This is a genomic window from Caulobacter vibrioides, from assembly GCF_002310375.3.
Classification (GTDB): domain Bacteria; phylum Pseudomonadota; class Alphaproteobacteria; order Caulobacterales; family Caulobacteraceae; genus Caulobacter; species Caulobacter vibrioides_D.
This window is the reverse complement of the sequence record NZ_CP023315.3, coordinates 1117386-1141877: the sequence shown is the minus strand read 5'-3', so window position 1 is coordinate 1141877 and position 24492 is coordinate 1117386. Positions and strand designations below refer to the sequence as shown.

General features: G+C 67.2%; 25 protein-coding genes, 2 tRNA genes and 1 pseudogene. 18 read left to right on the top strand and 10 right to left on the bottom strand.

Translation table 11 applies throughout. The annotated features are described in order from the left end of the window. Nucleotides 1-35 precede the first annotated feature (35 nt). The 3 genes from CA606_RS05290 to CA606_RS05280 all read left to right on the top strand — a co-directional run bounded on the left by CA606_RS05290 (nucleotide 36) and on the right by CA606_RS05280 (nucleotide 1707). Complete coding sequence (locus CA606_RS05290) at nucleotides 36-485, top strand: PA2169 family four-helix-bundle protein (RefSeq protein WP_096052078.1); 450 nt, start codon at nucleotides 36-38, stop codon at nucleotides 483-485. A 71-nt stretch (nucleotides 486-556) separates the two neighbouring features. Then, nucleotides 557-877, top strand: a complete 321-nt coding sequence (locus CA606_RS05285; RefSeq protein WP_096052079.1) for an ArsR/SmtB family transcription factor — start codon at nucleotides 557-559, stop codon at nucleotides 875-877. Nucleotides 878-957: 80 nt separating this feature from the next. Beyond that, nucleotides 958-1707, top strand: coding sequence for a glucose 1-dehydrogenase (locus CA606_RS05280; RefSeq protein ID WP_096052080.1), 750 nt, complete (start codon nucleotides 958-960; stop codon nucleotides 1705-1707). 4 nt (nucleotides 1708-1711) lie between these two features. Here the strand turns inward: CA606_RS05280 and CA606_RS05275 are convergent, their stop codons facing one another. The 7 genes from CA606_RS05275 to CA606_RS05245 form a co-directional block, all read right to left on the bottom strand. After that, a complete protein-coding gene (locus CA606_RS05275) occupies nucleotides 1712-2443 on the bottom strand; it encodes a DUF6456 domain-containing protein (RefSeq protein ID WP_181242794.1) in 732 nt (243 codons plus the stop codon). Beyond that, a complete protein-coding gene (locus CA606_RS05270; RefSeq protein ID WP_096052081.1) occupies nucleotides 2443-2811 on the bottom strand; it encodes a helix-turn-helix domain-containing protein in 369 nt (122 codons plus the stop codon). Before CA606_RS05270 ends, CA606_RS05275 begins: the two co-directional genes overlap by 1 nt. Nucleotides 2812-2989: 178 nt before the next feature. Next, nucleotides 2990-3859: a hypothetical protein gene (locus CA606_RS05265; RefSeq protein WP_096052082.1), complete on the bottom strand. Its 870-nt coding sequence runs from the start codon at nucleotides 3857-3859 to the stop codon at nucleotides 2990-2992. A 24-nt stretch (nucleotides 3860-3883) separates the two neighbouring features. Continuing rightward, nucleotides 3884-4804, bottom strand: coding sequence for a sugar kinase (locus CA606_RS05260; protein WP_096052083.1), 921 nt, complete (start codon nucleotides 4802-4804; stop codon nucleotides 3884-3886). 2 nt (nucleotides 4805-4806) lie between these two features. Then, a complete protein-coding gene (locus tag CA606_RS05255) occupies nucleotides 4807-6597 on the bottom strand; it encodes a DUF885 domain-containing protein (RefSeq protein ID WP_096052084.1) in 1791 nt (596 codons plus the stop codon). A 113-nt stretch (nucleotides 6598-6710) separates the two neighbouring features. Further along, nucleotides 6711-6785 (bottom strand) — tRNA-Gly (locus tag CA606_RS05250). A gap of 49 nt (nucleotides 6786-6834) precedes the next feature. Continuing rightward, nucleotides 6835-6909, bottom strand: a tRNA-Gly gene (locus tag CA606_RS05245). A gap of 171 nt (nucleotides 6910-7080) precedes the next feature. Between CA606_RS05245 and CA606_RS05240 the strand changes: the two genes are divergently transcribed. Beyond that, nucleotides 7081-7941 (top strand): SDR family oxidoreductase, encoded by an 861-nt coding sequence (locus CA606_RS05240; RefSeq protein ID WP_096052085.1) that lies wholly within the window; start codon nucleotides 7081-7083, stop codon nucleotides 7939-7941. A gap of 3 nt (nucleotides 7942-7944) precedes the next feature. On the opposite strand, the gene CA606_RS05235 is transcribed toward CA606_RS05240, so the two are convergent. Then, nucleotides 7945-8817, bottom strand: coding sequence for an alpha/beta fold hydrolase (locus CA606_RS05235; RefSeq protein ID WP_096052086.1), 873 nt, complete (start codon nucleotides 8815-8817; stop codon nucleotides 7945-7947). Between the two features lie 55 nt (nucleotides 8818-8872). On the opposite strand from CA606_RS05235, the gene CA606_RS05230 reads away from it, so the two are divergent. Further along, the gene (locus CA606_RS05230) at nucleotides 8873-10045 is read left to right on the top strand and encodes a glycosyltransferase family 4 protein (RefSeq protein WP_096052087.1); all 1173 of its coding nucleotides are present in this window, start codon (nucleotides 8873-8875) and stop codon (nucleotides 10043-10045) included. Continuing rightward, nucleotides 10042-11013, top strand: coding sequence for a glycosyltransferase family 9 protein (locus CA606_RS05225; protein WP_096052088.1), 972 nt, complete (start codon nucleotides 10042-10044; stop codon nucleotides 11011-11013). The genes CA606_RS05230 and CA606_RS05225 overlap by 4 nt, the downstream gene beginning before the upstream one ends. A 32-nt stretch (nucleotides 11014-11045) precedes the next feature. On the opposite strand, the pseudogene CA606_RS19940 reads toward CA606_RS05225, so the two are convergent. Both CA606_RS19940 and CA606_RS05220 read right to left on the bottom strand, forming a co-directional pair. Further along, a pseudogene (locus CA606_RS19940) lies at nucleotides 11046-11159 on the bottom strand (hypothetical protein); the annotation flags it as partial. A gap of 10 nt (nucleotides 11160-11169) precedes the next feature. Then, nucleotides 11170-11769, bottom strand: a complete 600-nt coding sequence (locus CA606_RS05220; RefSeq protein WP_096052089.1) for a YitT family protein — start codon at nucleotides 11767-11769, stop codon at nucleotides 11170-11172. A gap of 269 nt (nucleotides 11770-12038) precedes the next feature. On the opposite strand from CA606_RS05220, the gene infC reads away from it, so the two are divergent. From infC to msrA, 12 genes are all read left to right on the top strand, one after another. Next, nucleotides 12039-12560, top strand: coding sequence for a translation initiation factor IF-3 (gene infC, locus CA606_RS05215; RefSeq protein WP_010918933.1), 522 nt, complete (start codon nucleotides 12039-12041; stop codon nucleotides 12558-12560). 230 nt (nucleotides 12561-12790) lie between these two features. Beyond that, nucleotides 12791-14734 carry an alpha/beta hydrolase family protein gene (locus CA606_RS05210; RefSeq protein ID WP_181242793.1) on the top strand — a complete coding sequence of 648 codons (1944 nt, stop codon included), beginning with the start codon at nucleotides 12791-12793 and terminating at the stop codon, nucleotides 14732-14734. Between the two features lie 104 nt (nucleotides 14735-14838). Beyond that, nucleotides 14839-16923, top strand: a complete 2085-nt coding sequence (locus CA606_RS05205) for an alpha/beta hydrolase family protein (protein WP_096052091.1) — start codon at nucleotides 14839-14841, stop codon at nucleotides 16921-16923. A 31-nt stretch (nucleotides 16924-16954) separates the two neighbouring features. After that, the gene (locus tag CA606_RS05200; protein ID WP_423752944.1) at nucleotides 16955-18169 is read left to right on the top strand and encodes an MFS transporter; all 1215 of its coding nucleotides are present in this window, start codon (nucleotides 16955-16957) and stop codon (nucleotides 18167-18169) included. Nucleotides 18170-18290: 121 nt separating this feature from the next. Next, nucleotides 18291-18491, top strand: coding sequence for a 50S ribosomal protein L35 (rpmI, locus tag CA606_RS05195; protein ID WP_010918930.1), 201 nt, complete (start codon nucleotides 18291-18293; stop codon nucleotides 18489-18491). 15 nt (nucleotides 18492-18506) lie between these two features. Continuing rightward, nucleotides 18507-18863 (top strand): 50S ribosomal protein L20, encoded by a 357-nt coding sequence (gene rplT / locus CA606_RS05190; RefSeq protein ID WP_096052093.1) that lies wholly within the window; start codon nucleotides 18507-18509, stop codon nucleotides 18861-18863. Between the two features lie 227 nt (nucleotides 18864-19090). Further along, complete coding sequence (pheS, locus tag CA606_RS05185) at nucleotides 19091-20164, top strand: phenylalanine--tRNA ligase subunit alpha (protein WP_096053863.1); 1074 nt, start codon at nucleotides 19091-19093, stop codon at nucleotides 20162-20164. Nucleotides 20165-20321: 157 nt separating this feature from the next. After that, nucleotides 20322-22721, top strand: a complete 2400-nt coding sequence (pheT, locus tag CA606_RS05180) for a phenylalanine--tRNA ligase subunit beta (RefSeq protein ID WP_096052094.1) — start codon at nucleotides 20322-20324, stop codon at nucleotides 22719-22721. 258 nt (nucleotides 22722-22979) lie between these two features. After that, complete coding sequence (locus CA606_RS05175) at nucleotides 22980-23129, top strand: hypothetical protein (RefSeq protein WP_024265662.1); 150 nt, start codon at nucleotides 22980-22982, stop codon at nucleotides 23127-23129. 126 nt (nucleotides 23130-23255) lie between these two features. After that, nucleotides 23256-23552, top strand: coding sequence for a hypothetical protein (locus CA606_RS05170; protein WP_010918925.1), 297 nt, complete (start codon nucleotides 23256-23258; stop codon nucleotides 23550-23552). Further along, the gene (locus tag CA606_RS05165; protein WP_096052095.1) at nucleotides 23537-23839 is read left to right on the top strand and encodes a hypothetical protein; all 303 of its coding nucleotides are present in this window, start codon (nucleotides 23537-23539) and stop codon (nucleotides 23837-23839) included. The genes CA606_RS05170 and CA606_RS05165 overlap by 16 nt, the downstream gene beginning before the upstream one ends. 53 nt (nucleotides 23840-23892) lie before the next feature. Further along, on the top strand, nucleotides 23893-24483 hold the full coding sequence (gene msrA, locus CA606_RS05160) for a peptide-methionine (S)-S-oxide reductase MsrA (RefSeq protein ID WP_096052096.1): 591 nt from the start codon (nucleotides 23893-23895) through the stop codon (nucleotides 24481-24483). Nucleotides 24484-24492 lie beyond the last annotated feature (9 nt).

The window sequence follows — 24492 nt, the reverse complement described above, 5'->3', positions numbered from 1 at the left end:
GACCCGGCTCCCCTTCCCCAACGCGGAGCCCTGCGATGCACACCAACGAAGACCACATCAAGCTTGTGAACAGCCTGGTGGAGACCACCATCGACAGCGCCGACGGCTATGCGGAAGCCGCCAAGGACGCCGATGGCGCCCGCTACACCGAACTGTTCCAGCGCCGCGCCGAAGAGCGCCGCTCGATCGCCTCGGAACTGCAGGATGAAGTGCGTCGTCTCGGCGGCGAACCCAAGGACGACGGCACGATCCTGGCCGCCGCCCACCGTGCGTTCCTCAATCTCAAGGACTCCCTGACCAAGGGCGACACAGCCGTGATCAATGAGGTCGAGGCCGGTGAGGACTACATCAAGGGCAAGTACGAAAAGGCCCTGCAGGACAACGACGTCGATCCGCAGACCCGTCGCGTGATCGAGAAGGCCTGGACCTCGGTGAAGTCGGGTCACGACCAGATGCGCGACATCAAGCACATGCAGAAGCACTAGCGGCTTCCAAGGTCTGCCTGGGCGGGTCCGAAAGGATCCGCCCATTTGCCTAGTGGCGCGCGCCAACGCATATGAAGCTCATGGAAGACGCGCCCCGCCCCGCCTCCGCCGAACGCCTTGTGCTGGACGAGCGGCAGGTCAATCTGATCGCCAAGGCCCTGGCTGAGCCGCGCCGAAGGCAGATCCTCAAGGAAATCGGGACCGCCAGCGAGCCTACGCCCTGCGGGTCGCTGGCGCAGCAGATCGAGGTCAGCGCCGCCACCTTCTCGCACCACATGAAGGAGCTGGAGAACGCCGGCCTGATCCGCATCTGCCGCCAAGGCAAGTTCGCGTTCCTGGTGCTGCAGCGGGATGTGCTGAATGCGTACGTGGCGCAGCTGGCGGAGATTTAGACAGCCCGCGCCATTGAAACACTTCTATGCTTATCTAAATGTCTAATCGATCGCCAAGTCGGGCGATGGAGAGACAGATCATGAGTAAGCTTTCAGGCAAGACCGCCATCGTGACCGGCGCGTCGAAGGGTATCGGCGCGGCCATCGCCAAGGCCCTGGCCGCCGAGGGCGCGGCGGTCGCCGTCAACTACGCCTCAAGCCGCCAGGGCGCCGACAAGGTCGTGGCCGAGATCGTGGCGGCCGGCGGCCGGGCCATCGCCGTCCAAGGCTCGGTCGCTAAGACCGAAGACGTCACGCGGCTGTTCGACGAGACCCAGACCGCGTTCGGCGGTGTCGACATCCTGGTCAACAACGCCGGCGTCTACGCCTTCGCCCCCATCGAGGACGTCACTGAGGCCGAGTACCGCCGCCAGTTCGACACCAACGTCCTGGGCGTGTTGCTGGCGACCGGGGAAGCCGCCCGGCGCTTTGGCCCGAACGGCGGCAGCGTCATCAACATCAGTTCGGCGGCCACCACCGTCGATATCCCGACCGCCTCGGTCTACACGGCCACCAAAGCCGCCGTGGACTCCATCACCCGGGTCCTGGCCAAGGAGCTCGGCCCGAGGAACATCCGGGTGAACGCTATCTCGCCTGGCGCGGTCGAGACCGAAGGCACGCACACGGTTGGCATCATCGGCTCCGACCTGGAGACCCAGATGATCGCCCAGACCCCGCTGGGCCGCCTGGGACAGCCGTCGGATATCGCGCCGGTGGCGACCTTCCTGGCCTCGCCCGAGAGCTTCTGGATCACTGGCGAGATCATCGCCGTGGCGGGCGGCAACCGCTGATCCCTCAGACCATCCGATAGTGTCGCGCCAGACGCTGCAAGGCGAGTTTCAAGACCGTCTTGCCCGTCCGGCGCGGCAGCTTCAGCGCGGCCTCCGCCGCCTCGAGCGCCGATCCCATCAGGCACACCCGCTCAAGGATCTCGCGTAGCCCGGGGCCCACAGCGTCGAGCGCGCGGGCGATCCTCTGGCGCGCAGCGTGGTCGCGTTCGGCAGGGGCCAAACCTGGTCGGCCGCCGTCCACGCGCGGCGTCACGTCCCAGCGCATGGTCATGCGCCCCAGCGTTCCCAGGCTCTCGTACTCCTCGCGAAGCCGTTCGGCCGCAGCGACTTCGGCGGGGGCGAGCCAGGGCCGCCCGTGGCTGTCGCGACGACGCGCCAGCCACGCGATCGGCGACTCCCCGAGATTGCGTTGGACCATCCCCTCGGCCGTCTCGACCGACGCCTCGATAACGCCTGGGCGTCCCGGCGGCGGCGTCGCGACCTCGGGCCGAGCGACCATCGTCCAGCCGCCTTCCCGGCGTGGTTTCAGCGTCGCCTCGCGCGCCAGGACTGCGAAGGCGGCGTCGTCCAGGGTCAGCATCACGCAACGCCGACGGCTGGCGCCCAACCTGACGCCATAGCCGGCGCCCTGTGGCTCGACCACCGCCCCGGGCCTGGCCAGCAGCCGCATCGCTCGCTCGGCGCGCCGCTCGGCGTCCAACGCCGCGTCGAAACGGGCCTGAAGCACACCGGTCATCACGGCAGATCCTGAGCATGGGCCGGGGCCTGACGCAGGCAGGCCTCCAGCTCGCAAAGCCGGCGATCGAAGGCCTCGTCCTCGCGCAGGTCCTCGATCTTGCGACAGGCGTGCCCGCAGGTCGTGCGATCCCGGCCAAAGGCGAAAGCCACCCGCGCCAGGGGCCAATGCAGGGTGATGTGGGTCAGGTAGATGGCGAGCTGCCGGGCGCGCACCGCCGTGTGGGACGCCCGCTTGGGCGTTGCGATCTCCACCGCCGGCACGCCGGTGGCCAGGGAAACAAGATGGGTCACGAAGCCGACCGTCAGGCGGTCGCGTCGGGGATCGGGCGTGATCGCCCAGATGTCCTCAAGGGCTTGAACCAGCATGGCGTCCTCTCCTCCAGGCCGCGAGCGCAGCCGGCGAACACCACTATAGGTTTATATTCCGCAGAGAGGAAGATATTCCTATTATGCTCAAGCCAGATCGACCTAAGACGTTGTTTCTTATAAGGTCAGCTCCGCGATATCCTCGCACGAGGACGAGCATTCAAGGGCGCTAAAGCCATCAGACAGCCAGCGCCAGATTCGCTTGCGCCGCCGGCGTCCGGTCAAAGATCCCCAGCAGCGCTTCCATCTTCCGCTCGTCCACGACCATCCTTGTACGGCGCAGCCGCTGGCAAGCCGCGAGCGCGGCCTCGAGGCCCGGAGGCGTATCGCCGAGCAAATCCGGCGGACTGACTTGCCGCATTGTGTCGACGACCCAGAGCGGCGCCGGCGCCCCCTCGCGCAGCCATTGCTCGGCCGGCCGGAAGCCGTCTCTCGCAAAGAGCTGGACCATGTAGGTGTTCCGGGCCGCCAGCTGGCAGACGCCGGTCGGCCAGACCAGGATCATGGGGAAGTGCGGCGCCAGCGCCGGCAAGGCTGTGTTCGTATAGAGCCGCGCGTTCCAGTAGGACTCGCCGATCCGGGCGAAGTGCGAGCCGTCGCGCACGAGGACCAGGCCGGATTCCGGCATCGGCAAGATCTCGACCTTGGGCTTGTTGGGATCGACCGTATCATTGGCCACATCCACATAGAGGCCGCCGACCTGGAGTGCGTTCTGGAAATAGCGATCCCGCAGCACGCCCCAGACGCTATTGATGCGTCCGCCCTGCTTGACGAAGGCGATCAAGGCGCGCTCACCCGCAGATCCTTGGCGGCCTGCGGACACCCGAACGCATAGCCGGCGCAGGACATCCGCCGTGATCTCCGAGCAGCAACCGCCGGGATAGGGCTTGGCGTAGCGGCCGACGAGACTGCTCGGTAGCGTGAAATCGCTTTCCGCGCGCAGCTCCAGAAAAAGGTCTTCCAGCGCGCTGAGGGCGGGGGTGAGAAACCGTCGAGTGAGGGCTGTCTGCAGACGATCAGCCTCGAGGGAAGCGGGAAACGCGAACATGTGGAGCGGGAACTCGGGTGGAGACTAGGCTGGCAGCGACACGCCGCTCGGTAGAATGGCGCCACGATGCGCGACCACCAACGCCGCCACGGCGTGAGCCTTGGCGACCGCCTCCGATATGGGTTTCCCCGCCAGTCGCGAGGACAGATAGGCGGCGTTGAAGCTGTCGCCCGCGCCCGTCGTGTCGACCGCCTTGATGCGACCAGGCGCCGGCGTGGCCATACGCCCCTCAGGGCGATGGACATTGACGCAATGGCTCTCATCGCGCGCCACCACCTCGGCGCCCGCCGCCGCCCAGTCGGCGGCGAGGTCCTCGGCCTCGCGGCCATAGAGCGGGCGGCTATCCTCGCTGCTCAGCGAGATGTAGCGGCATGCGGGCACGACACCGTCCAGGGCGGCGCGAGCGGCCTCGGCGCTGGGCCACAAGGCCGGTCGGTAGTTGAAGTCCAGCGCCACGGGCACGCCGTGGGAATGGACGTAGGCGAGGATATCGCGCAGCCGTGCGCGGCCGATGTCGCCGATCACCGCCAGGGTCACCCCGGACAGATAGACAAGATCACTGGCCTTGGCCGCCTCGATCAGCTGATCGGCGGTATGGGCCGAGAACAGGTCACGGATCGGGGCCCGCTCGCGCCAATAGTGGAACTTCCGCTCGCCGTGCTCATCCAGCACGATGGCGTAGAGGCCCGGCAGGCGGTTCTCGACTTGGCGCACCAGCTGGGTGTCCATGCCTTCGCGGCGCATGGCCGCCAGCACGCCTTCGCTGAACGGGTCGCCCTGCCCCAGCGCCGTGCAATAGGCGACCTGGTCGCCCAGCCGCGCCATGTAGATCGCCGTATTGAAGGTGTCGCCCGCAAAGCCCATCCGGTAGAGCGGCGCGCCGCCGTCACCGGCCTCGGGCGACAGCTCGACCATACACTCGCCCAGAACCGTGATCCTGGCCAAGGTCAGCCCTTCGTCTTGGCGGGCGTTGCGGGCTTGGCCAGCTCTTGTGCGGTCCAGGCGTCGATCCGGGTCTCCAGAACGGCCAACGGCAGCGACCCGCGCAGCAGCACCGCGTCGTGGAAGCCGCGCTCGTCGAACCGGTCGCCCAGCTTGGCCTCGGCCCGCTTGCGCAGTTCCAGCAGCTTCAGCTCGCCCATCTTGTAAGCCAGGGCCTGGCCCGGCCAGGAGACATAGCGCTTGAGCTCGACCTCGATATTGGTCGGCGACAGGGCGGTGTTGTCCGTGAAGCAGGCGCGGGCCTGGTCGATGCTCCAGCCCTTCCAGTGCATGCCGGTGTCGGCGACCAGACGGCAGGCGCGCCACATCTCGTAGGACAGGCGGCCGAACAGCTCGTAGGGGTCGCGATAGATGCCCATCCCCTCGCCCAGCCACTCCGAATAGAGGCCCCAGCCCTCACCGAACGCGGTGAAATAGAGGTTCTTGCGGAACTCCGGCACGTTGGCCTGCTCGGCGGCCAGCGCAGTCTGGATGTGGTGCCCCGGCGCGCCCTCGTGCAGCACCAGGGCGGGCAGCTCGTAGAGCGGCCGCTGGTCCAGCTCGGAGGTGTTGATCATCAAGCCGCCGGCGCGGCCGACCTTGGCGTCGCCGCCGAAGTAACGGCCGGTGGTGTAGCCCTTCTCGATACTGGCCGGCACGGCCCGCACGCCATAGGGCAACCGCGGCAGCACGCCGAAGTGGGCCGGCAGTTGGTCATCAGCGCGCTTGGCGATCTCGCTGGACTTCTCCAGAAGTTGCTCACGGCTGGTGGCGTAGAAGCGCGGATCCTTGCGCAACATGGCGATGAAGGCCGGCAGGTCGCCCTGGAAGCCGGCGGCCTTCATGGTCTCCTGCATGCGCGCACGGATGCGGGCCACTTCGGCCTGGCCGACGTCGTGGATCTGGTCCGGCGTCAGCGTCATGGTCGTGTGCCGGCGCGCCAGGAAAGCATAGTAGCGCTTGCCGTCGGGCAGGTCCGACGCCGCCAGGCTCTTGGCGGCGCGCGGCGTGTACTCTTCGGTCATGAACTTGACGAAGCTGGCGCGGGCCGGCGCGACGCTGTCCTTGACCGCCTTTTCGCCCTCGGCGACCAGCGCCGCGCGGGTCGCTTCCGGAACGCTGGCGGGCAGAGCGCGCAGCGGGGCCAGCAGCGGATCGTCGGCCAGCGGGGTGGCGGCCGCGCGCTGGGCGCGGTCCTGGACGGCCTGGGCGGTCGAGACGGCGTGGACGAAGCCCGTGCTCACACCGCGCCGGGCGTTGGCGATATTGGCCGCGTACCAGGCGGGCATGCGGTTGAGCAGCGCGATCCAGCGGCGCGCCTCGGCCTCGTTCTTCAGGCGCAGACCGCTGGCGCGATACAGCATCATCACGTCAAAGCCGCCGTCACTGCTGAACGGCATGCGCGCTTCGTCGAAGCCCCCGGCCTCCACGCGGTCCTTCACCGCCCACAGCAGAAGATCGCGCGTCAGCTTCTCGTCTTCCGACAGGCCGGCCACGTCCATGGAGGAAAGATCGGCTGAGATCGCCTTGAGCTTGGCGAGCTTGGCGGCGTCGGCGGCCGGCGAGACATCGGGAAGCCGCCAGCGCGCCTCGTTGGCGCCGCCGCTGTCGGGATCGCCGTCGGCATTGCCGAGCGCCTCGTAGCGCGCCACCAAGCCGGTCAGCGTTTCAGAGGGACCGGCCCAGGCGGACGAAGCGACCAGGGCGGTGAGACAGACGCCGGCCAGGGCGGCGCGCCAAGTGCGATGCTGAGTCATGGGGCCAAGATTATGCCAAGCCCACGCGGCGTCCACACGCGAATCGACCGTCCCAGGGGAACACGTCCCAGGGGAACAAATCGATGGGATCCAATTGTCGGAGAAACCGAGAATGGAGCGGGCGAAGAGATTCGAACTCTCGACATCCACCTTGGCAAGGTGGCGCTCTACCACTGAGCTACGCCCGCGCTATTCGCGAGATATGGTATCGTCCAGCCTGCCCGAAAACCGGGAGAATGGAGCGGGCGAAGAGATTCGAACTCTCGACATCCACCTTGGCAAGGTGGCGCTCTACCACTGAGCTACGCCCGCATCGGCGAGGCCCAGAAGAGCGCCCCGCGACGAGGAGGCGGCTTATGGCAGAGCGCTTCGCGGTTTGCAAGCGCCCTTTGAGGGGTTGCGTAGAGGCTTTTTTCCAAGGCTTGATCCGGGCTGGTTTCGGGCGGGTTTGAAGCCTGGATTTCTTGGGGCGGAGTTCCAGCGTTGCGTCTGTTCGTGTTTGGTCTGGGCTATGTGGGTGCGGCGTTCGCCGACGCCCTGCAGGAACGTGGCTGGGACATCGCCGCCTCGGCGCGTGACCCCGGCCAGGCTCAGGCGCTGCGCGACAGGGGAATCACGCCCGCCGATCCAGCCGATCGCGACGCCATGATCGCCGCGCTGACCGGCGTGAACGCGATCCTGGTCACCGCTCCCCCCGGCCCCGACGGCTGTCCGGCCCTGGAGTCGATCGTCCCGGCCCTGGCCCAGGCCCAGGCTTATCCCGACTGGATCGGGTATCTGTCGACGACCGGGGTCTATGGCGACTTCGAGGGCCGCTGGGTGTTCGAGACCTCGCCCCTCAGGGCCCAATCGGTCGAAGGCGCCCGCCGGGTCGGGGCCGAGCGCGACTGGCGTCAGGTCGGGCGCGGCATGGGCCTGACGGTGACCACCTTCCGCCTGCCGGGCATCTATGGTCCCGGCCGCAGCGCGCTGGACCGCCTGCGCGCCGGCGAAGGCCGCCGCATCGTCAAGCCGGGACAGGTGTTCAGCCGCATCCACCTCGACGATATCGTCTCTGGCTTGCTGGCCTCGCTGGATCAACCGCGCGCGGGCGGGATCTACAACCTCGTCGACGACGCGCCCGCCCCGCCCCAGGACGTCATGGAGCACGCCGCCAGGCTGCTGGACGTCCCGGTCCCGCCGGACCTGCCGTTCAACGAAATGGGCATGTCGCCCGCCACGCGGCGGTTCTACGCGGAAAACAAGCGGGTCTCGAACGCGCTGATCAAGGCCGAGCTGGGGTGGCGGCCAAAGCATCCGACCTACCGCGAAGGTCTGGCGGCGATCCTGAAGGCGGGTGGCTAGGGGCTACTCGTCGTCGATCGGCAGTGGTCGCGGCGCGATCCCAGTCGCTTCCAGGCCTGCCGCATTCCGCAGCCGCGCGGCCCGCGCCAGGCGGCGGGAGACGAGATCCCCCTCTTCCGGCTCAGCCAGGCCCTTGGCCTCGGAAACGGCGGCGACCAGGCGCTCCAGATCCTGCGGGCGCGAGAGACGGTGGTCGCCGTCCTTGATCAGGGTGAAGACGACATTGTCCGAGGTCAGGGCGTTGGCCAGCGCCAGGGCGTGGGTCCACGGCACGTCCTGGTCGGCGCCGCCCTGCAGGATGCGCAACGGAACGTCGATCGGCACGGGTCCGGGCAGGATCGACCACCGCGCGCCGTCTTCCAGAAGGTCGCGGGTGATCGGATAGCCGCCGTCGTCGTACTCGGAAGGCCGGATCCAGAAGCCGTCGCGGGCGATCGCCGTCTTGGCCTCGGCCGACAGCTCGGGTCCCATCAGCTTCTCGGTGAAGTCCGGCGCAGGCGCGATCAGCACCAGGGCCTTCACCCGGTCCGGCCGCGCCAGCGCCGCCAGGCACGAGAGCCAGCCGCCCATCGATGAGCCGACCAGCACCAACGGTCCGTCGGTCAGCTCATCGATCACCGCCAGGGCGTCGCCGCGCCAGCGGCCGATCGTGCCGTCGCGAAACTGACCGCTCGACTCGCCATGGCCGAAATAGTCGAACCGCACATAGGACCCGCCCGTCGCCTTGGCCTGCTCGGCCAGCACCTCGGCCTTGGTTCCGGTCATGTCGGAGTGGAAGCCGCCCAGCCACACGACCGTCGGCCCTTCGCCGTCAACGCGCCGCCAGGCCAGGGTCGATCCGTCTTCGCGCGTCAGGGCGCCCCGGGATTCGGTCATGGCGTCGCCTTGATCCTTTCGCTAACAACGGGCGGTTATCGCCGTCGAGACTCGCGTGCCCGACCTACCCGCCAACTTCACCCTGCTGCAAGTGACGCCGGAACTGGAAACCGGCGGCGCCGAACAGACGACGATTGATGTCGCTCGCGCGGTGGTGGCGCAAGGCGGCAAGGCGCTGGTCGCCACGCGCGGCGGACGCATGGCCGCGCGGCTGGAGGCCGACGGCGCGCGCCTGGCGCAGATGCCCGCCCAGTCCAAGAACCCTCTGATCATGCTGGGCAACGCCGCCCGGCTGATCGACCTGATCCGGCGGGAGAAGGTCAGCCTTGTGCACGCCCGCTCCCGCGCCCCGGCCTTCAGCGCGCTGTGGGCCGCCCACGCCACCAAGGTCCCGTTCGTGGCCACCTATCACGGGGTCTACAACGCCAAGTCCGGCCTCAAGCGCTGGTACAATGCGGTGATGACCAAGGGCGCCGTGGTGATCGCCAACTCCGAATACACACGCGAGCACGTCATCCGCGAGCACGGCGTCGCCGCCGACAAGGTGGTGGCCATCCCGCGCGGCGTCGACCTGTCGCGCTTCGAGCCCGACGTGGTCAGCGCCGATCGGATCGAGGCCCTGCGTCAGGCCTGGGGCCTTGCGCCGGACGAGCGTCGCCTGAAGGTGCTGCTGGCCGGTCGCCTGACCCGCTGGAAGGGCCAGGGCCTGCTGGTTCAGGCGATGGCGCTGCTGAAGGCCCGTCGCCAGGACAAGGTGCTGCTGCTGCTGGCCGGCGACGACCAGGGCCGCAAGGGCTATCGCGCCGAACTGGAAGCGGCGATCGCGCAGGCGGGCCTCCAGGACGCCGTCAAGCTGGTCGGTCATTGCGACGACATGCCGGCGGCCTATCTGCTGGCCGATCTCGCCATTGCTCCCTCCTTGGAGCCCGAAGCGTTCGGCCGCACGGCGGTGGAGCCTCAGGTCATGGGCCGCCCCGTCATGGCGGCCGACCATGGGGCCACGCGCGAGACCGTCGTGCCGGGCAAAACCGGGTGGCTAGTCACGCCCGGCGACGCCGAGGCCTGGGCCACAGCGCTGCTGGAGGCCGCCGATCTTGGCGCCTCAGCGCGTCAATCCATGGGACAAGCCGCTCGCCTGCGTGCTCGGCGGTTGTATTCAGTGGACGCGATGTGCGAAGCGACCCTCAAGGTCTATGCGCGTGTGTTGGGTTTGGAGCGTTCGTCTTGAGCAAGGAGATCAAGAAGGTCCTAGTCATCAAGCTGGGCGCGCTGGGCGATTTCGTCCTGGCCCTGGCCGCGATGCGCAAGATCCGCGAAGCTCACCCCAAGGCCAAGATCACCCTGCTGACCACCCCGCCCTTCGAGGCCCTGGCCAAGCTCAGCCCCTACGTCAACACCGTCGAGACCGACGGGCGCCCCGACGACTTTGGCCAGACGCTGGCCATGATCGGCCGTGTCCGCAAGGCGCGCTACGACCGCATCTACGATCTGCAGACCAACAGCCGGACCAACTGGTACTTCCAGTTGCTGCGCCCCTTCCCCCCGCAATGGAGCGGGATCGCGGTGGGCTGCGCCCTGCCGCAGAAGGGCTCGGCGCGCCTGCAAATGCACACGCTGGAGCGCCAGGCCGATCAGCTCCGCGCCGCGGGGATCTGGCCCGACGCCCCGACCGAGCCGGGCAGCGCGCCGCCGCCAGACCTCTCCTGGATCCTGCGCAAGCACAAGGAGCCGCGCCCCGTCGCTGGCGCCGCCGCGCCGCGTCCGTACGTTCTGTTCGTGCCGGGCGGCTCGGCCCACCGGCTCGAAAAGCGCTGGCCGGTCGAGTACTACGCCCAGCTGGGCTCGCTGCTGAAGGCCAGGGGCCTGGACATCGTCATCATCGGCGGTCCCCAGGAAAGCGCCATGGCCCGCCACATCCAGAAGGCCGTGGGCGGCGCGCGCGATCTGACCGGCCGCACCGACTTTGCACAGCTCGCCGTGCTAGGGGCCAAGGCGGCGCTGGCCGTCGGCAACGACACCGGCCCGACGCACCTGCTGGCCGCCGCCGGCGCGCCGACCATCGCCCTGTTCTCCGACGCCTCGGACCCAGAGCTATGCGGCCCGCGCGGCCACGTGGCGGTGATCCGTTCGCCCGACCTCAAGGCCCTGCCCGTCAGCACCGTGGCCAGCGCGGCCATGGCGCTGTTGCCGCATTAGTTCGCGAAAGAGCGCCCCCTCCGTCACGTCGCCTATCGGCGCCGCGCCACCTCCCCCGTTTCACGGGTGAGGAGGACCCCGCTAGCCTCCTGCCCCGCTTGCGGGGGAGGTGGATCGCTGCGGATACGCAGCGAGACGGAGGGGGCGCAAAAGGGCTCAATACCCCGCATACCGCCCCGGCTTGTGGTTGGCGATGATCACCGCGCTCAGGGCCACGGCGCTGGCGATGGACAGCAGAAGCTTGTCGAAGCTGATCGTGAAGAACGCCGCGGCCACCACCACGCAGTCGGCCGCCATCTGCACCTTGCCGGCGCTGATCCCTCGGCGCTCCTGCAGATAGAGCGCCAGGACCCCGACCCCGCCCACGCTGGACCGGTGACGGGCCAGGGCCAGAATGCCCATGCCGATGATCGTGCCGCCGAAGACGGCCGAGAAGATCGGATCAATGCCGCCGACCTTCAGCCACTGCGGCATGCCCCAGGCCAGCCCGGCCAGAAGCAGGTTGGTCGCCAGGGTCTTGAACGTGAACGCCCAGCCCAGGGTCCGCTGGGCCAGGACGTAGAACGGCAGGTTGAGGACGAAGAACACCACCCCCACCGGCCAGTCGCCCAGGTACGAAACGATCAGCGCCACGCCGGCGACGCCGCCGGTCACCAGGCCAGCGGCCTTGAGCAGGGTCAGGCCCACGGCGATGAAGCTTGAACCGATGAGGAGCGCATGGACGTCCTCGAGGGCGGAATGGCGATGTTCGGGCATGAGTCGGGCAAGCGTCTTGTTCAGGGAAAACTCGTCCCCGCCTCGCCGTTTCCGTCCCGATCGGCCCGAATATTCCTCAGGCTTCGCTACAGGGTCAAAAAAATGGACCCGCTAGCGTCTGTTTGACCGCCTTCGCTTGATACAGCGCGGCGGGCGCGTCATATATCAGGTTCTCGCGGCGCGCCCAGCGCGGCGCGAACGCGTTCAGCTATATTCATCTTACCGCCTTTCATACCAACAGCACCGGAGCCGCCCCTATTCGCCGTCCTATGCAAACGCCGCCCGTTAAAGACGGACCGCGTATCAACGATGAAATCCGTGTCCCCCGTGTCCTGCTGATCGACCAACACGGCGAAAAGCAAGGCGAGATGCCGACCGCGTCCGCTATGGAAGCGGCAGAGGAAGCCGGTCTGGACCTGGTGGAAATCGTTCCGAACGCCAATCCTCCCGTCTGCAAGATCCTGGACTACGGCAAGTTCAAGTTCCAGGAGCAGAAGAAGAAGAACGAGGCGCGCAAGCGGCAGAAGGTGGTCGAGCTCAAGGAGATCAAGCTCCGCCCGAACATCGACAGCCACGACTACGACGTGAAGGCCAAGGCGATGCATCGCTTCTTCGAGGAAGGCGACAAGGTCAAGGTGACCCTGCGCTTCCGCGGTCGCGAAATGGCCCACCCCGAGCTCGGCATGAAGCTGCTGCAGAAGGTCAAGGCCGACTTCGACGAGGTCGCCAAGGTCGAGTACGAGCCGCGCATGGAAGGCCGTCAGATGATCATGATCCTGGCCCCGCGCTAGGCTTGGATCACGGGTAGACAACCAAACGCCCCGGCCTCACGGCCGGGGCGTTTTGTTTTGCGCGGACAGTTGCGAGCACTCGACGAAAAAGCGCGCCAGGGTAGAGTGTCCGGATCGTGTAGGGGCATCTCATGATCAGACTGGCGCTAACCCTCGCTCTAACACTCCCCTCCCTCAGCCAAGCCGCAGCCAAAGAGCCGCCCAAGCTCTCGCTCTATGGCGCGCTTCCCATGGTCGAGGACGTTCAAATCTCTCCAGACGGCTCCAAGCTGGCGGTGATCACGACGGACGGCGAAAAGCGCTTTCTCACCATCCGCAAGACCGAGGGCGGCGGTCTGGCCGGCATCTCCGTCGGAGACAACAAGCTGCGCAGCGCCTCCTGGGCGGGCGAGGATCACGTGATCCTCGTCTCCTCGGTGGCGACCCAAGGGCTACAACTTGCTGGGCCCAAGCGCGAGTACTTCACGGTCGTCGACTTCAACATCGTAAGCGGCGTCCAGAAGCCGCTGATGGAGGCCGCGCCCGAGGCCCTGACCATGATCCTGGGCCAACCGCAGATCCGCACGATCAAGGGCGATCCGCACGTCTTCCTGGAAGGCGCACGCTTTCTGCGAGGCGCTGCGGCCAATACGCTTTTCCGGTTCAACCTTCGGACCGGCACGATACGAATGCTGGAGCATGGCGCGCGCTACAGCTCCGACAGCTGGTTGGTGGACGCCGAGGGTCAGCCGCTCGCTCAGTCGACCTATGACCACACGACAGGGCGCTGGAGCCTCCTAATGAAGGCGGGTTCGACCTGGAGAACTGTCGATACCGCCCTCGCACCAATGGGGTCCCATGGCGTTTCAGGTCTCGGGCGGGACGGAACCTCGGCCGTGGTCTGGCGGCGCGGAGAGGATGTGGCGCTGAAAGAATATCGCGCCGATGGCGCATCCGAGATGCTGGTCGAGGATAGCGACCTGAAAGGCCTGCTTCACGACCCCGAAACGCAGCGGCTGATCGGAAGCTACGGCATGCGCGGGGACGATATCGTCTACGCCTTCAACAAGACGACAGATCAAGCGTTTTGGCGCGCAGCGCTCAAAGCCTTCCCGGACGACCGCGTAACGCTTCAGTCCTGGACCAAGGATCGCAAGCGACTGGTCGTAAAGGTGGATTCGCCGACGAAAGGCCCCGCCTTCGCGATCGTCGATTTCGACACCAAACAGAGTTGGACGCTGGGGCCAATCTACAAGAACCTGACAGCGGACGCGATCTCGCCTGTCCGCGCGATCAGCTACAAGGCGGCCGACGGGCTGGCGATCAACGCCTACCTCACCCTGCCCAGGACCCGCGCCCCTCGGAACCTGCCCTTGATCGTGTTGCCGCATGCGGGACCGGAAGGTCGCGATACGCTGGGCTACGACTGGTGGAGCCAGGCGTTGGCGTCGCGTGGCTATGCCGTGCTGCGGGCGAACTTCCGTGGTTCGGACGGCTTGGGCGTCGACTTCCTCGCGGCGGGATTTGGCCAGTGGGGCAAGACGATGCAGACGGACCTTTCCGACGGCGTCCGCCATCTGGCCGACCAGGGACTGATTGATCGCAACCGCGTCTGCATCATGGGCGCCAGCTACGGGGGCTATGCGGCCCTGGCCGGCGCGGCTCTCGACACGGGGGTGTATCGCTGCGCGGTCTCCGTCGGCGGACCGACTGATCTCAATCTTGTCGTCCAATCGGTTCTCAAGCCCGAGGCGGTCTGTGTCGCCGAAGGTCCAGGCTCAGGGGCGAGAAGCGCTGTGGGCGATTGTCGGCTTCGCGGCGCGGGTCCGCTCAACATCCGGAGACTGCTCGTCACCAACGCCGATGGCCGGGATCTGCGGACATCAACCTCACCGCGCTATTGGCTGCGATTCATGGGCTTCGACGGGTCACGCACCCCGGACCTGGACGCGATCTCTCCGGCCAAACTGGCGGACAAGGTCAGCGTCCCCGTCTTGCTGATCCACGGAACCGACGACACGATCGTCCCCTACGCGCACAGCCAGATCATGGCGGACGCCCTGAAGAGGGCTGGAAAGCCGGTAGATCTGATCCCCTTGGACGGCGAAGATCACTGGCTCTCGCGCGGCGCGACTCGTCTGAAGATGCTGACCGAAGCCGTCGCCTTCGTCGAAAAACACAATCCGCCGGACTGAGTACGCGCACGGTTCCGGCGAACATTGGTGTTCGCGGCTTATTGACGGGAGGTCGCCCCCGGAACACTCTAGGGTAGAGCGCCAAGTAAGGCGGGGGAAGACCGATGTTCAGGACGCTGCTCGCCGTGTGCATTCTCGCGACAGGGGGCCTGTCGGCGGCGAAAGCCGAAGGAAAGCCTGACCTCTCGATCTACGGGGCCCTGCCCATGATCGAGGATGTCCAGATCTCGCCGGATGGCTCGAAACTGGCGGTCGTCTCGACCGATGGCGACAAGCGCTTTCTGACCATTCGCAAGACCGCCGGCGGCGGGATCGCCGGCGTCGCGGTCGGCGCCAGCAAGCTGCGCGGCGTCAGCTGGGCCGGCGAGGACCATGTGATCCTGGTCTCCTCGGTCGCTACCGAAGGCATGCGTCTGGTCGGACCGCCCCGGGAGTATTTCACGGTCAGCGATTTCGACGTCGTCAAGAACCGGCAAAGGCCGCTCCTGGACGGCGTCAAGGAAACCTTGAACATCGTTTTGGGGCAGCCCCAGGTGCGCATGATCAAGGGGACGCCGCATGTCTTTCTTCAAGGCGTCCGCTATCTGCGCGGCTACGCGGCCAATACGCTGTTTCGCGTGAACCTGAGCACGGGCGTGACTCACCCCTTGACCCACGGCGGGCGCTTGGGCGCAGACGCATGGTTGGTCGACGCGGACGGTGAGCCGCTGGCCCAATCGACCTACGATGAAAAGAGTGGCCGCTGGACCTTGCTGATGAAGGCCGGCTCGAACTGGAAGGTCATCGACAAGGCCGACGCGCCGATGGGGTCATACGGCCTAGCCGGTCTTGGACGCGATGGACGCTCAGCGCTGGTCTGGCGCCGCAACGATCGCGACGTTCTGCGCGAATACCGGGCGACCGGCGACCGAGAAACCCTGCCGGACGACCTGGAACTACGCGGCTTTGTGCATGATCCCCTGACCCGCAAGCTGATCGGCAGCTACGGCATGGTCGGCGAGGACATGGTCTACACCTTCTTCGATCCGGCCGATCAAGCCGCTTGGCGAGGCGTCACCAAGGCCTTCAAGACCGACCGCGTCGTGCTGCAATCCTGGTCGGCGAACAAGCGGAAGATCGTCGTCCGCGTGGACTCGCCAGAGACAGGCCAAGGCTTTGCGCTCGTCGATCTTGCGACGCGCCAGGCCGAGTATCTTGGACCGGTCTATAAGAATCTGGACGCCGGGGCGATCTCGCCCGTCACGACGATCCGCTACAACGCCGCCGATGGCCTGGCGATCAACGCCTACCTGACCCTGCCCAAGGGGCGCGCCGCCAAAGACCTGCCCCTGATCGTCCTGCCCCATGGCGGCCCTGAGGGACGCGACACCTTGGGCTACGATTGGTGGAGCCAAGCGCTGGCCTCGCGCGGCTACGCGGTGCTGCGTCCGAACTTCCGAGGCTCCGACGGCTTTGGCCTGGACTTCGTCAAGGCGGGCTTTGGTCAATGGGGCCGCAAGATGCAGACCGACCTCTCGGACGGCGTCCGCTATCTCGCGTCGCAGGGCGTCATCGACCCGAAGCGCGTCTGCATCATGGGCGCCTCCTACGGCGGCTACGCCGCGCTGGCGGGGGCCACGCTGGACAAGGGCGTCTACCGTTGCGCCGTCTCCGTGGCTGGCGTCTCGGACTTGCAGCTCGTGCGGCGGGCGGTCTTCAATCCCAAGTCGGTGTGCGTCAAAGCCGGAACAAGCCTGGACGAGCGGTTGAACACGGTCACGATGAACGAGTCCCGCGGCTCCGAAGAGCGAACCTACGATTGCACCTACAGGGGCGCTGGTCCCACCGCTGCGCCGGACCTGCTCACCGCCGACCCCGATAGTCGCGACCTCCGGACATCGACCTCGCCGCGCTATTGGCTGCGCTTCATAGGCATTGAAGGCGGCCAGGCGCCGGACCTGGACGCCATCTCGCCCGCCAAGCTGGCGCACAAGGCCGATATCCCCGTCCTGCTGATCCACGGCAAGGACGATACGATCGTCCCCTATGAGCACAGCCAGATCATGGCGGACGCTCTGACGAAGGCTGGAAAGCCGGTGAATCTGATCCCCTTGGACGGTGAAGATCACTGGCTGTCGCGCGGCAACACCCGGCTGAAGATGCTGACCGAGGCCGTCGCCTTTGTCGAAAAGCACAACCCGCCGGACTGAAGCGCGTCGAACTTGGTCGCCAAGCCGGCGGATCGGGCGTAAATCCCGCCGCCTGATGTCCGAGCCCGCCCACAGCAACCGCGCCCTGGCTGTCCTGCTCCTGGTTGTCTTCATCAACCTGGTGGGCTTTGGCGTGATCATTCCGCTGCTGCCGTTCTATGCGCGGTCGATGGACGCTGCGCCGTGGCAGGTGACGACGATGTTCGCCGCCTACAGCCTGGGGCAGTTCTTTGGCGAGCCGTTCTGGGGGCGCCTGTCCGACCGGATCGGCCGGCGGCCGGTGCTGATCGTCACCATCATCGCCAACACCCTGGCCTATCTGGCCCTGGCCTTTGCGCCCAATATCTGGGTGGCGATGCTCATTCGCCTGTTCGGCGGCTTTGGCAGCGGCAACATCTCGACCATCCAGGGCTACATGGCCGACGTCACCCCGCCGGAGAAGCGCGCGGGGCGGATGGGCCTGCTGGGCGCGGCGTTCGGGGCGGGCTTTGTCATCGGCCCCGGCCTGGTGATGGTCATGCGACCTGGCGCCGGCGCTCTGGGCTACCAACTGCCGCTGTTCCTGGCCGCCGCCATGGCCGGGACGGCGGCGTTGGGCGTCATCCTGTTCGTCAAGGAAAGCCGCGCGCCCTCCGCCCCTGGAGCGCCGCAGGCCCACCGGCTGGAAGCTCTGAGCCAGGCCGCCGCCCACCCTGTTCTTTCGCGCGTGTTGTTGGTGACCCTGATCTCGACCGCCGCCTTTGCGGGCATGGAGGCGGTCTTTGGCCTCTACGCCGACACCCGCTTTGGCTGGACGGCGAGCCAGGTGGCCGCCTGCTTTGCGTTGATCGGGGTGATCGCCTCGATCGGCCAGGGCGTGGTGACCGGCCGCCTGGCGCGGCGCTTTGGCGAGGCGCGGGTGCTGACCGCGGGCCTGTCGATCATCGCGATGTCTTTGCTGATCACGCCGTTCATTTCCAAGCCCGCCCTGGCCGTGGTGGCGGTGGCGTGTACGGCGTTTGGTCAGTCTCTGGTGTTCCCTTGCGTCGGCGCCCTGATCTCGCGCGCCACCCCGCCGGATCGCCAGGGTCAGATGCTGGGCCTAAACATGGCCGCCGGCTCGCTGGCCCGGATCGGCGGTCCGCTGCTGGCCGGACCCTTGTTCGGCCTCGCCATCGGCGGCCCCTACTGGTTCGGCGCGGCCCTGATGGTTCCGGCCATCGGTTTCGCGCTGGTCATCGTCCGCCGGACCAAGGTCGCGGCCTAAATGCTTGCCAGAACCGAGTCTTTCCTGTAGCTACGCCGCCTTTCCGGAACCGCCTGGCCAATTGGCATGCCATGGCGGTTCGTCATGCTTCTAGAGGACGGGGCGCAAGCTCCGACGCGAAATGCCGAAGTTGAAGACCAAGTCGGGCGCCAAGAAGCGCTTCAAACTGACCGCCACGGGCAAGCTGAAGGCCGGCGTCGCCGGCAAGCGCCACCGCCTGATCGGCCACAATGGCAAGTACATCCGCCAAAACCGCGGAACCAAGGTGATGAGCGAGGCCGACGCCAAGATCATCCGCACGTACCTGCCCTACGGCCTTTAAGAGGAGCGCTGACACATGGCTCGCGTTAAACGTGGCGTGGTTGCTCACGCCAAGCACAAGAAGGTTCTCGAGCAAGCCAAGGGCTTCTACGGGCGCCGCAAGAACACCATCCGTACGGCGAAGGCCGCGGTCGACAAGGCCGGCCAGTACGCCTACCGCGACCGTAAGGTGCGCAAGCGCGCCTTCCGTTCGCTGTGGATCCAGCGCATCAACGCTGGCGCCCGTCTGGAAGGCTTCACCTACTCGCAGTTTATCCACGGCCTGGACGTGGCGGGTATCGTCATGGACCGTAAGGTCCTGGCCGATATCGCGGGCGCCGACCCGGCTGCGTTCAAGGCCATCGCCGACAAGGTTCGCGCCGCCCTGGCCTAAGGTCTTTTTGGGTCTTTGATCCAACCGATCTTGCAAAGCCCCCAGGCGCGAGCCTGGGGGCTTTTTGCTGTCCGAAAAGCTGTCATCCCGGCCAAGCGCGCAGCGCGCCGAGCCGGGACCGCAGCAAACACCGGCGCTTCTGGTGGTCCCGGCTCTCCGCTCCGCTGCGGCCGGGATGACAATGGAAGTTCCAACAGTCACCAAAACCGCCTAGACGGATGCCCGTCATGACCGATCTCAACACCCTCGAAGCCGATGTGCTGGCCCAGGTGGCCGCCGCCTCGGATCTCCAAGCGCTTGACGCCGTCCGCGTGGCCGCCGTCGGCAAGACCGGCTCGATCTCGGGCCTGCTGAAAACCCTGGGCGCGATGAGCCCCGAGGAGCGCAAGACCCAAGGCGCGGCGATCAACGCCCTGCGCGACAAGGTGCAGGACGCGATCACCCAGAAGAAGGCCGCGCTCGAAGCCGCCGAGCTGGACGCGCGTCTGGCCAGCGAGACGCTGGACCTGTCCCTGCCCGCGCCCTACCGCCGCAAGGGATCCGTCCACCCGACCATGCAGACCATGGACGAGATGATCGCCATCTTCGCCGAGATGGGCTTCGCCGTGGCCGAGGGTCCGGACATCGAGGACGACTTCCACAACTTCACGGCCCTGAACTTCCCCGAGAAGCACCCGGCCCGCGAGATGCACGACACCTTCTTCTTCAACCCCAAAGAAGATGGCGAGCGCATGCTGCTGCGCACCCACACCAGCCCGGTGCAGGTGCGGACCATGGTCTCGCAGAAGCCGCCGATCCGCATCATCGCCCCGGGCCGCACCTATCGCTGCGACAATGACGCCACCCACACGCCGGTGTTCCACCAGGTCGAGGGCCTCGTCATCGACAAGGGCATCCACATGGGTCACCTGAAGTGGACCCTGGAGACCTTCCTGGCGCGGTTCTTCGAGACTGACGCGGTGACCACCCAGTTCCGGCCGCACCACTTCCCGTTCACCGAGCCGTCGGCCGAGATGGACGTGCAGTGCGACCGCTCGGGCGGCGAGATCAAGATCGGCCAGGGCACGAGCTGGCTCGAGATCCTGGGCTGCGGCATGGTTCACCCGAACGTGCTGCGCGCCTGCGGCATCGACCCGGACGAGTACCAGGGCTTCGCCTTCGGCATGGGCGTCGATCGCCTGGGCATGCTGAAGTACGGCATGCCGGACCTGCGCGACATGTGGTCGTCGGACGTCCGCTGGCTGTCGCACTACGGCTTTAGCGCCTTTGCCGCGCCGAACCCGGCCAGCGGCCTGAGCTGATGCGCGCCGCGCCCCTCATCCCTTCTCCCCTTGCGGGAGAAGGTGGCCTGAAAGGCCGGATGAGGGGTCGTGCTGGCCTCGCCGAGAAACCCCTCATCCGACCTGCTTCGCAGGCCACCTTCTCCCGCAAGGGGAGAAGGAACCGTGAGTTCCAAAGATGAAATTCACCCTGTCCTGGCTCAAGGACCACCTTGAGACCACCGCCACCGTCCCCGAGATCGTCGCGGCCATGACCATGGCCGGGCTCGAGGTCGAGCACGTCATTGATCCGGCGACCAAGCTGGCCCCGTTCACGGTCTGCAAGATCGTCGAGGCCGCGCGGCACCCGAACGCCGACCGCCTGCAGGTCTGCCAGGTCGACACCGTCGACGGCCGCAAGGAGATCGTTTGCGGCGCGCCCAACGCCCGCGCGGGCCTGACCACCATCTACGCCCCGATCGGCGCCTATGTGCCCGGCCTGGACGTGACCCTGGTTGAGAAGCCGGTGCGTGGCGTCGTCTCCAACGGCATGCTGTGCTCAGCCGCCGAGCTGGAATACGCCAGCGAGAGCGACGGCATCATGGAGCTGCCCGATAGCCTCGCGGTCGGCACGCCGGCCGTAGACGCCCTGGGCCTGGAAGCCGTCATCGACTTCGAAGTCACCCCCAATCGCCCCGACTGGCTGGGCGTCGCCGGCATCGCCCGCGACCTGGCCGCCGCCGGCGTCGGCACGCTGAAGGACCTGTCGATCGCGCCGATCACCGGAACCTATCCGAGCCCGATCAGCGTGACCGTCGACGGCGAGGCCTGCCCCGCCTTCGCCGGGCGCTATATTCGCGGCGTCAAGAACGGCCCTTCGCCCAAGTGGCTGCAGGACCGCCTGACCGCCATCGGCCTGCGCCCGATCAACGCCCTCGTGGATGTGACCAACCTGATCTCCTACGACCGCGCGCGGCCGCTGCACGTCTATGACGCGCACAAGCTGTCGGGGACGCAGATCTCGACGCGCCTGGGCCGTCACGGCGAGCATGGCGACGAGCACCTGATCGCCCTGGACGGCAAGACCTACGAGCTGACGCCCGACATGTGCGTGATCGCTGACGCTCAAGGTGAAAGGCCGATTGGCCTGGGCGGCGTGATGGGCGGCGAGAGCACCGGCTGCTCGGAGGACACGGTCGACGTGTTCGTCGAAAGCGCCTGGTTCGAGCCGATCCGCATCGCCCAGACCGGCCGCACGACCGGTATCGCCAGCGACGCCCAGTATCGCTTCGCCCGCACCGTCGACACCGGCTCGCTGGTGCCCGGCATCGAGCTGGCCACCAAGTTGATCCTGGAGCTGTGCGGCGGTGAGCCGTCCGAGGTTGTGTATGTCGGCGAGGTTCCGGCCGCGCCGAAGGGCTTCGCCTTCGACCCCGACTATGTCGGCCAGCTGTCGGGCCTGTCGGTGACGCCGGAGAAGACGCACCAGATCCTGGCGGCGCTGGGCTTTGACGTCGTGCTGGGCTCGCCCTGGACCGTCACCCCGCCGACCTTCCGCCGTGACGTGGAGGGCAAGGCCGACCTCGTCGAGGAAGTCGCGCGCATCGCCGGCTATGGCGCCCTGCCCTCGACGCCGCTGCCAGAGGTTCCGCGCGCCGTAGGCGGCATCCTGACCGCCAAGCAGGCCCGCGCCCGCGCGGCTCGCCGCGCCCTGGCGGCCGCCGGTTACGCCGAGGCCGTGACCTTCAGCTTCACCAACCGCAAGACCGCGTCGCTGTTCGGCGGCGGCCAGGACGTGCTCGTTTTGGCCAATCCGATCGCCTCGGAGCTGGACTGCATGCGCCCGTCGCTGCTGCCCAACCTGATCGAGGCCGCCGGCCGCAACGCCCGCCAGGGCTTCCCGGACGCGGCCCTGTTCGAGATCGGTCCGACCTTCCACGGCGACAAGCCGGCCGACCAGCGCACCGTCGTCTCGGCGATCCTGGTTCCGAAGGCCCCGCGCGGCTGGGACAAGGCGGCGCAAGGCGATGTCTTCACGGTGAAAGCGGACTTGCTGGCCCTGCTGGAAGAGCTGGGCGCGCCTGTGGCCTCGCTGCAGACGGCCCAGGGCTCGGCCTCGGCCTGGTGGCACCCGGGCCGCTCGGCGCGCCTGCAGCTGGGTCCCAAGGCGGTGATGGCCGAGTTTGGCGAAATCCACCCGGCGGTGCTCAAGGCGCTGGACGTGGCCGGCCCGGTCTTTGGCTTCGAGATCACCCTGGAGGCGATCCCCGAGCCGAAGAAGAAGTCGATCAAGACCAAGCCGGCTTTCTCGCCCTCGGCCCTGATGCCGCTGACCCGCGACTTCGCCTTCCTGGTCGAAAAGGCCAAGGCCGCCGGCGATCTGGTGAAAGCCGCCGCCGGCGCCGACAAGGCGCTGATCACCGCCGCGCGCGTGTTTGACGTCTATGAAGGCCCCGGCGTGCCGGAGGGCTTCAAGTCGGTCGCCATCGAGGTCGTCGTCCAGCCGCGCGAAGCCACCCTCACCGACGCCGAGATCGAGGCCCTGTCGGCCAAGGTCGTGGCGGCGGCGGAGAAGGCCGGCGGGAAGCTGCGGGGCTGAATCAAATCCTCCCCCTAGCGGGGGAGATGTCCGCGAAGCGGACGGAGGGGGAAGTCCTGAAGCCTTGTCGCTTCCCCCTCCGGCCTTCGGCCGCCTCCCCCACTAGGGGGAGGATTGCCCAGTTCTCAGGCGCCCCGCCCCGATCAGGGCAAAACCATCCCATCCCGCGACCGATCGCCTCTTTCGCCGGCAAGACCTTGCGCAACGCCAAACCCCGCGCTACCTCTAAGGTGCGCTAACGGAAATCATCGCTTCCACATGCAATCGACCTTCGCCTTCGCCGCCTTTATGACCACCGGCCTTACCGCCGTGGCCGTGATGTCGTGCGCCGTGGCGATGTGGAACATGATTAATCAGATTAAAACCGTCCGAGTTCGAACGGGGCAAAATCGGCGCAAGCAGCGGTAGGAAACCCTACCAAACCCAAAGCCGAAGGATCGCAAGATCTCCAAAAAGCCCCGCTCCCACGAGCGGGGTTTTTTGTTGCGCGGTTCCTCGGTCCTGAAAGCCTCTCAAAGCCAAGGATCGACCCCCATGAGTTACCTGCCCTCTCCACCCGCCTTCCACAGCGACCATGACGGCGTCACGGTCCACCAGCTGCTGCTGGCCGCCCAGGACGCCCCCAGCGCGCTGGACGCCGTCCGCCAGGGCCTGGCCGACAGCGGCGCGGAACTGTGCGGCCTGACGATGAAGCCGGTGGGCCAGATCGTCGAAGCCTCGCTGAAGGTGCGCCACCTGGGCGACCAGGCCGCGCGCCTGCTGGCCCGTGACCTCGCCGCCTGGCCCGGCGTCAATTCGGCCTCGGTCGAGCACCAGTGGTTCCGTCCGTGAGCGACCGCGTAGACCCGCTCAAACCGGAAGGCGGCGACCTTGCATCCCTGCGTCGCCGCCTCTTCCTGGTCACCGCCGAGGACACGCCCGACGCCCTGATGCGCGTGCTGGGCGTGGCCTCGGTGCAGCAGGCCCGCCTGCGCGCCCTGTCCGCCGCTCCCGAGGGGCCGCACATGGCCATCCGCCTCGAGATCGACGACCAGGGCGATGACCGCGCGCAAGTGCTGGCCTCGCGTCTGGCCGCCTGTCCGTCAGTGCGCGGCGTCGGATTCGGCTGGCGGCAGTAACCGATCGACGTCCGCGTGCGTATCTAGAGGACGCAGACCTGCCGGAGACCCCGATGCGCCGCCTGATCGTCCTTTTCGCCGCCACCCTCACCGTTCTTGGCGCCACCGCTCCCGCCCTCGCCGCCCCCAAGACCGAGACCGCCATCTTCGCCGGCGGCTGCTTCTGGTGCATGGAGCACGACATGCAGGGCGTGCCCGGCGTCCTCAAGGTCGAGAGCGGCTATACCGGCGGCCACCTGAAGAACCCGACCTATCGGGATGTCACCAGCGAGACCAGCGGCCACTACGAGGCCGTCCGCGTCACCTATGACCCGGCCAAGCTGGACTACGGCTTTCTGCTGTACCGCTACTGGAAGCTGGTCGATCCCACCGACGACGGCGGCCAGTTCTGCGACCGGGGACCGTCCTACCGCCCGGCCGTGTTCGTCACGCCCGCCCAGCGCCCGATCGCCGAGAAGTCCCGCACTGAGGCCGCCAAGCGCCTGAAGACCGGCACGATGAAGACGCAGATCCTGCCGGTGCAGACCTTCTATCTGGCCGAGGAATACCACCGCGACTACGCCAAGCGGAACAAGCTGAACTACTTCGCCTATCGCACCGGCTGCGGTCGCGACGCGCGCCTCAAGCAGGTGTGGGGCGGCTAGCCTTCCACC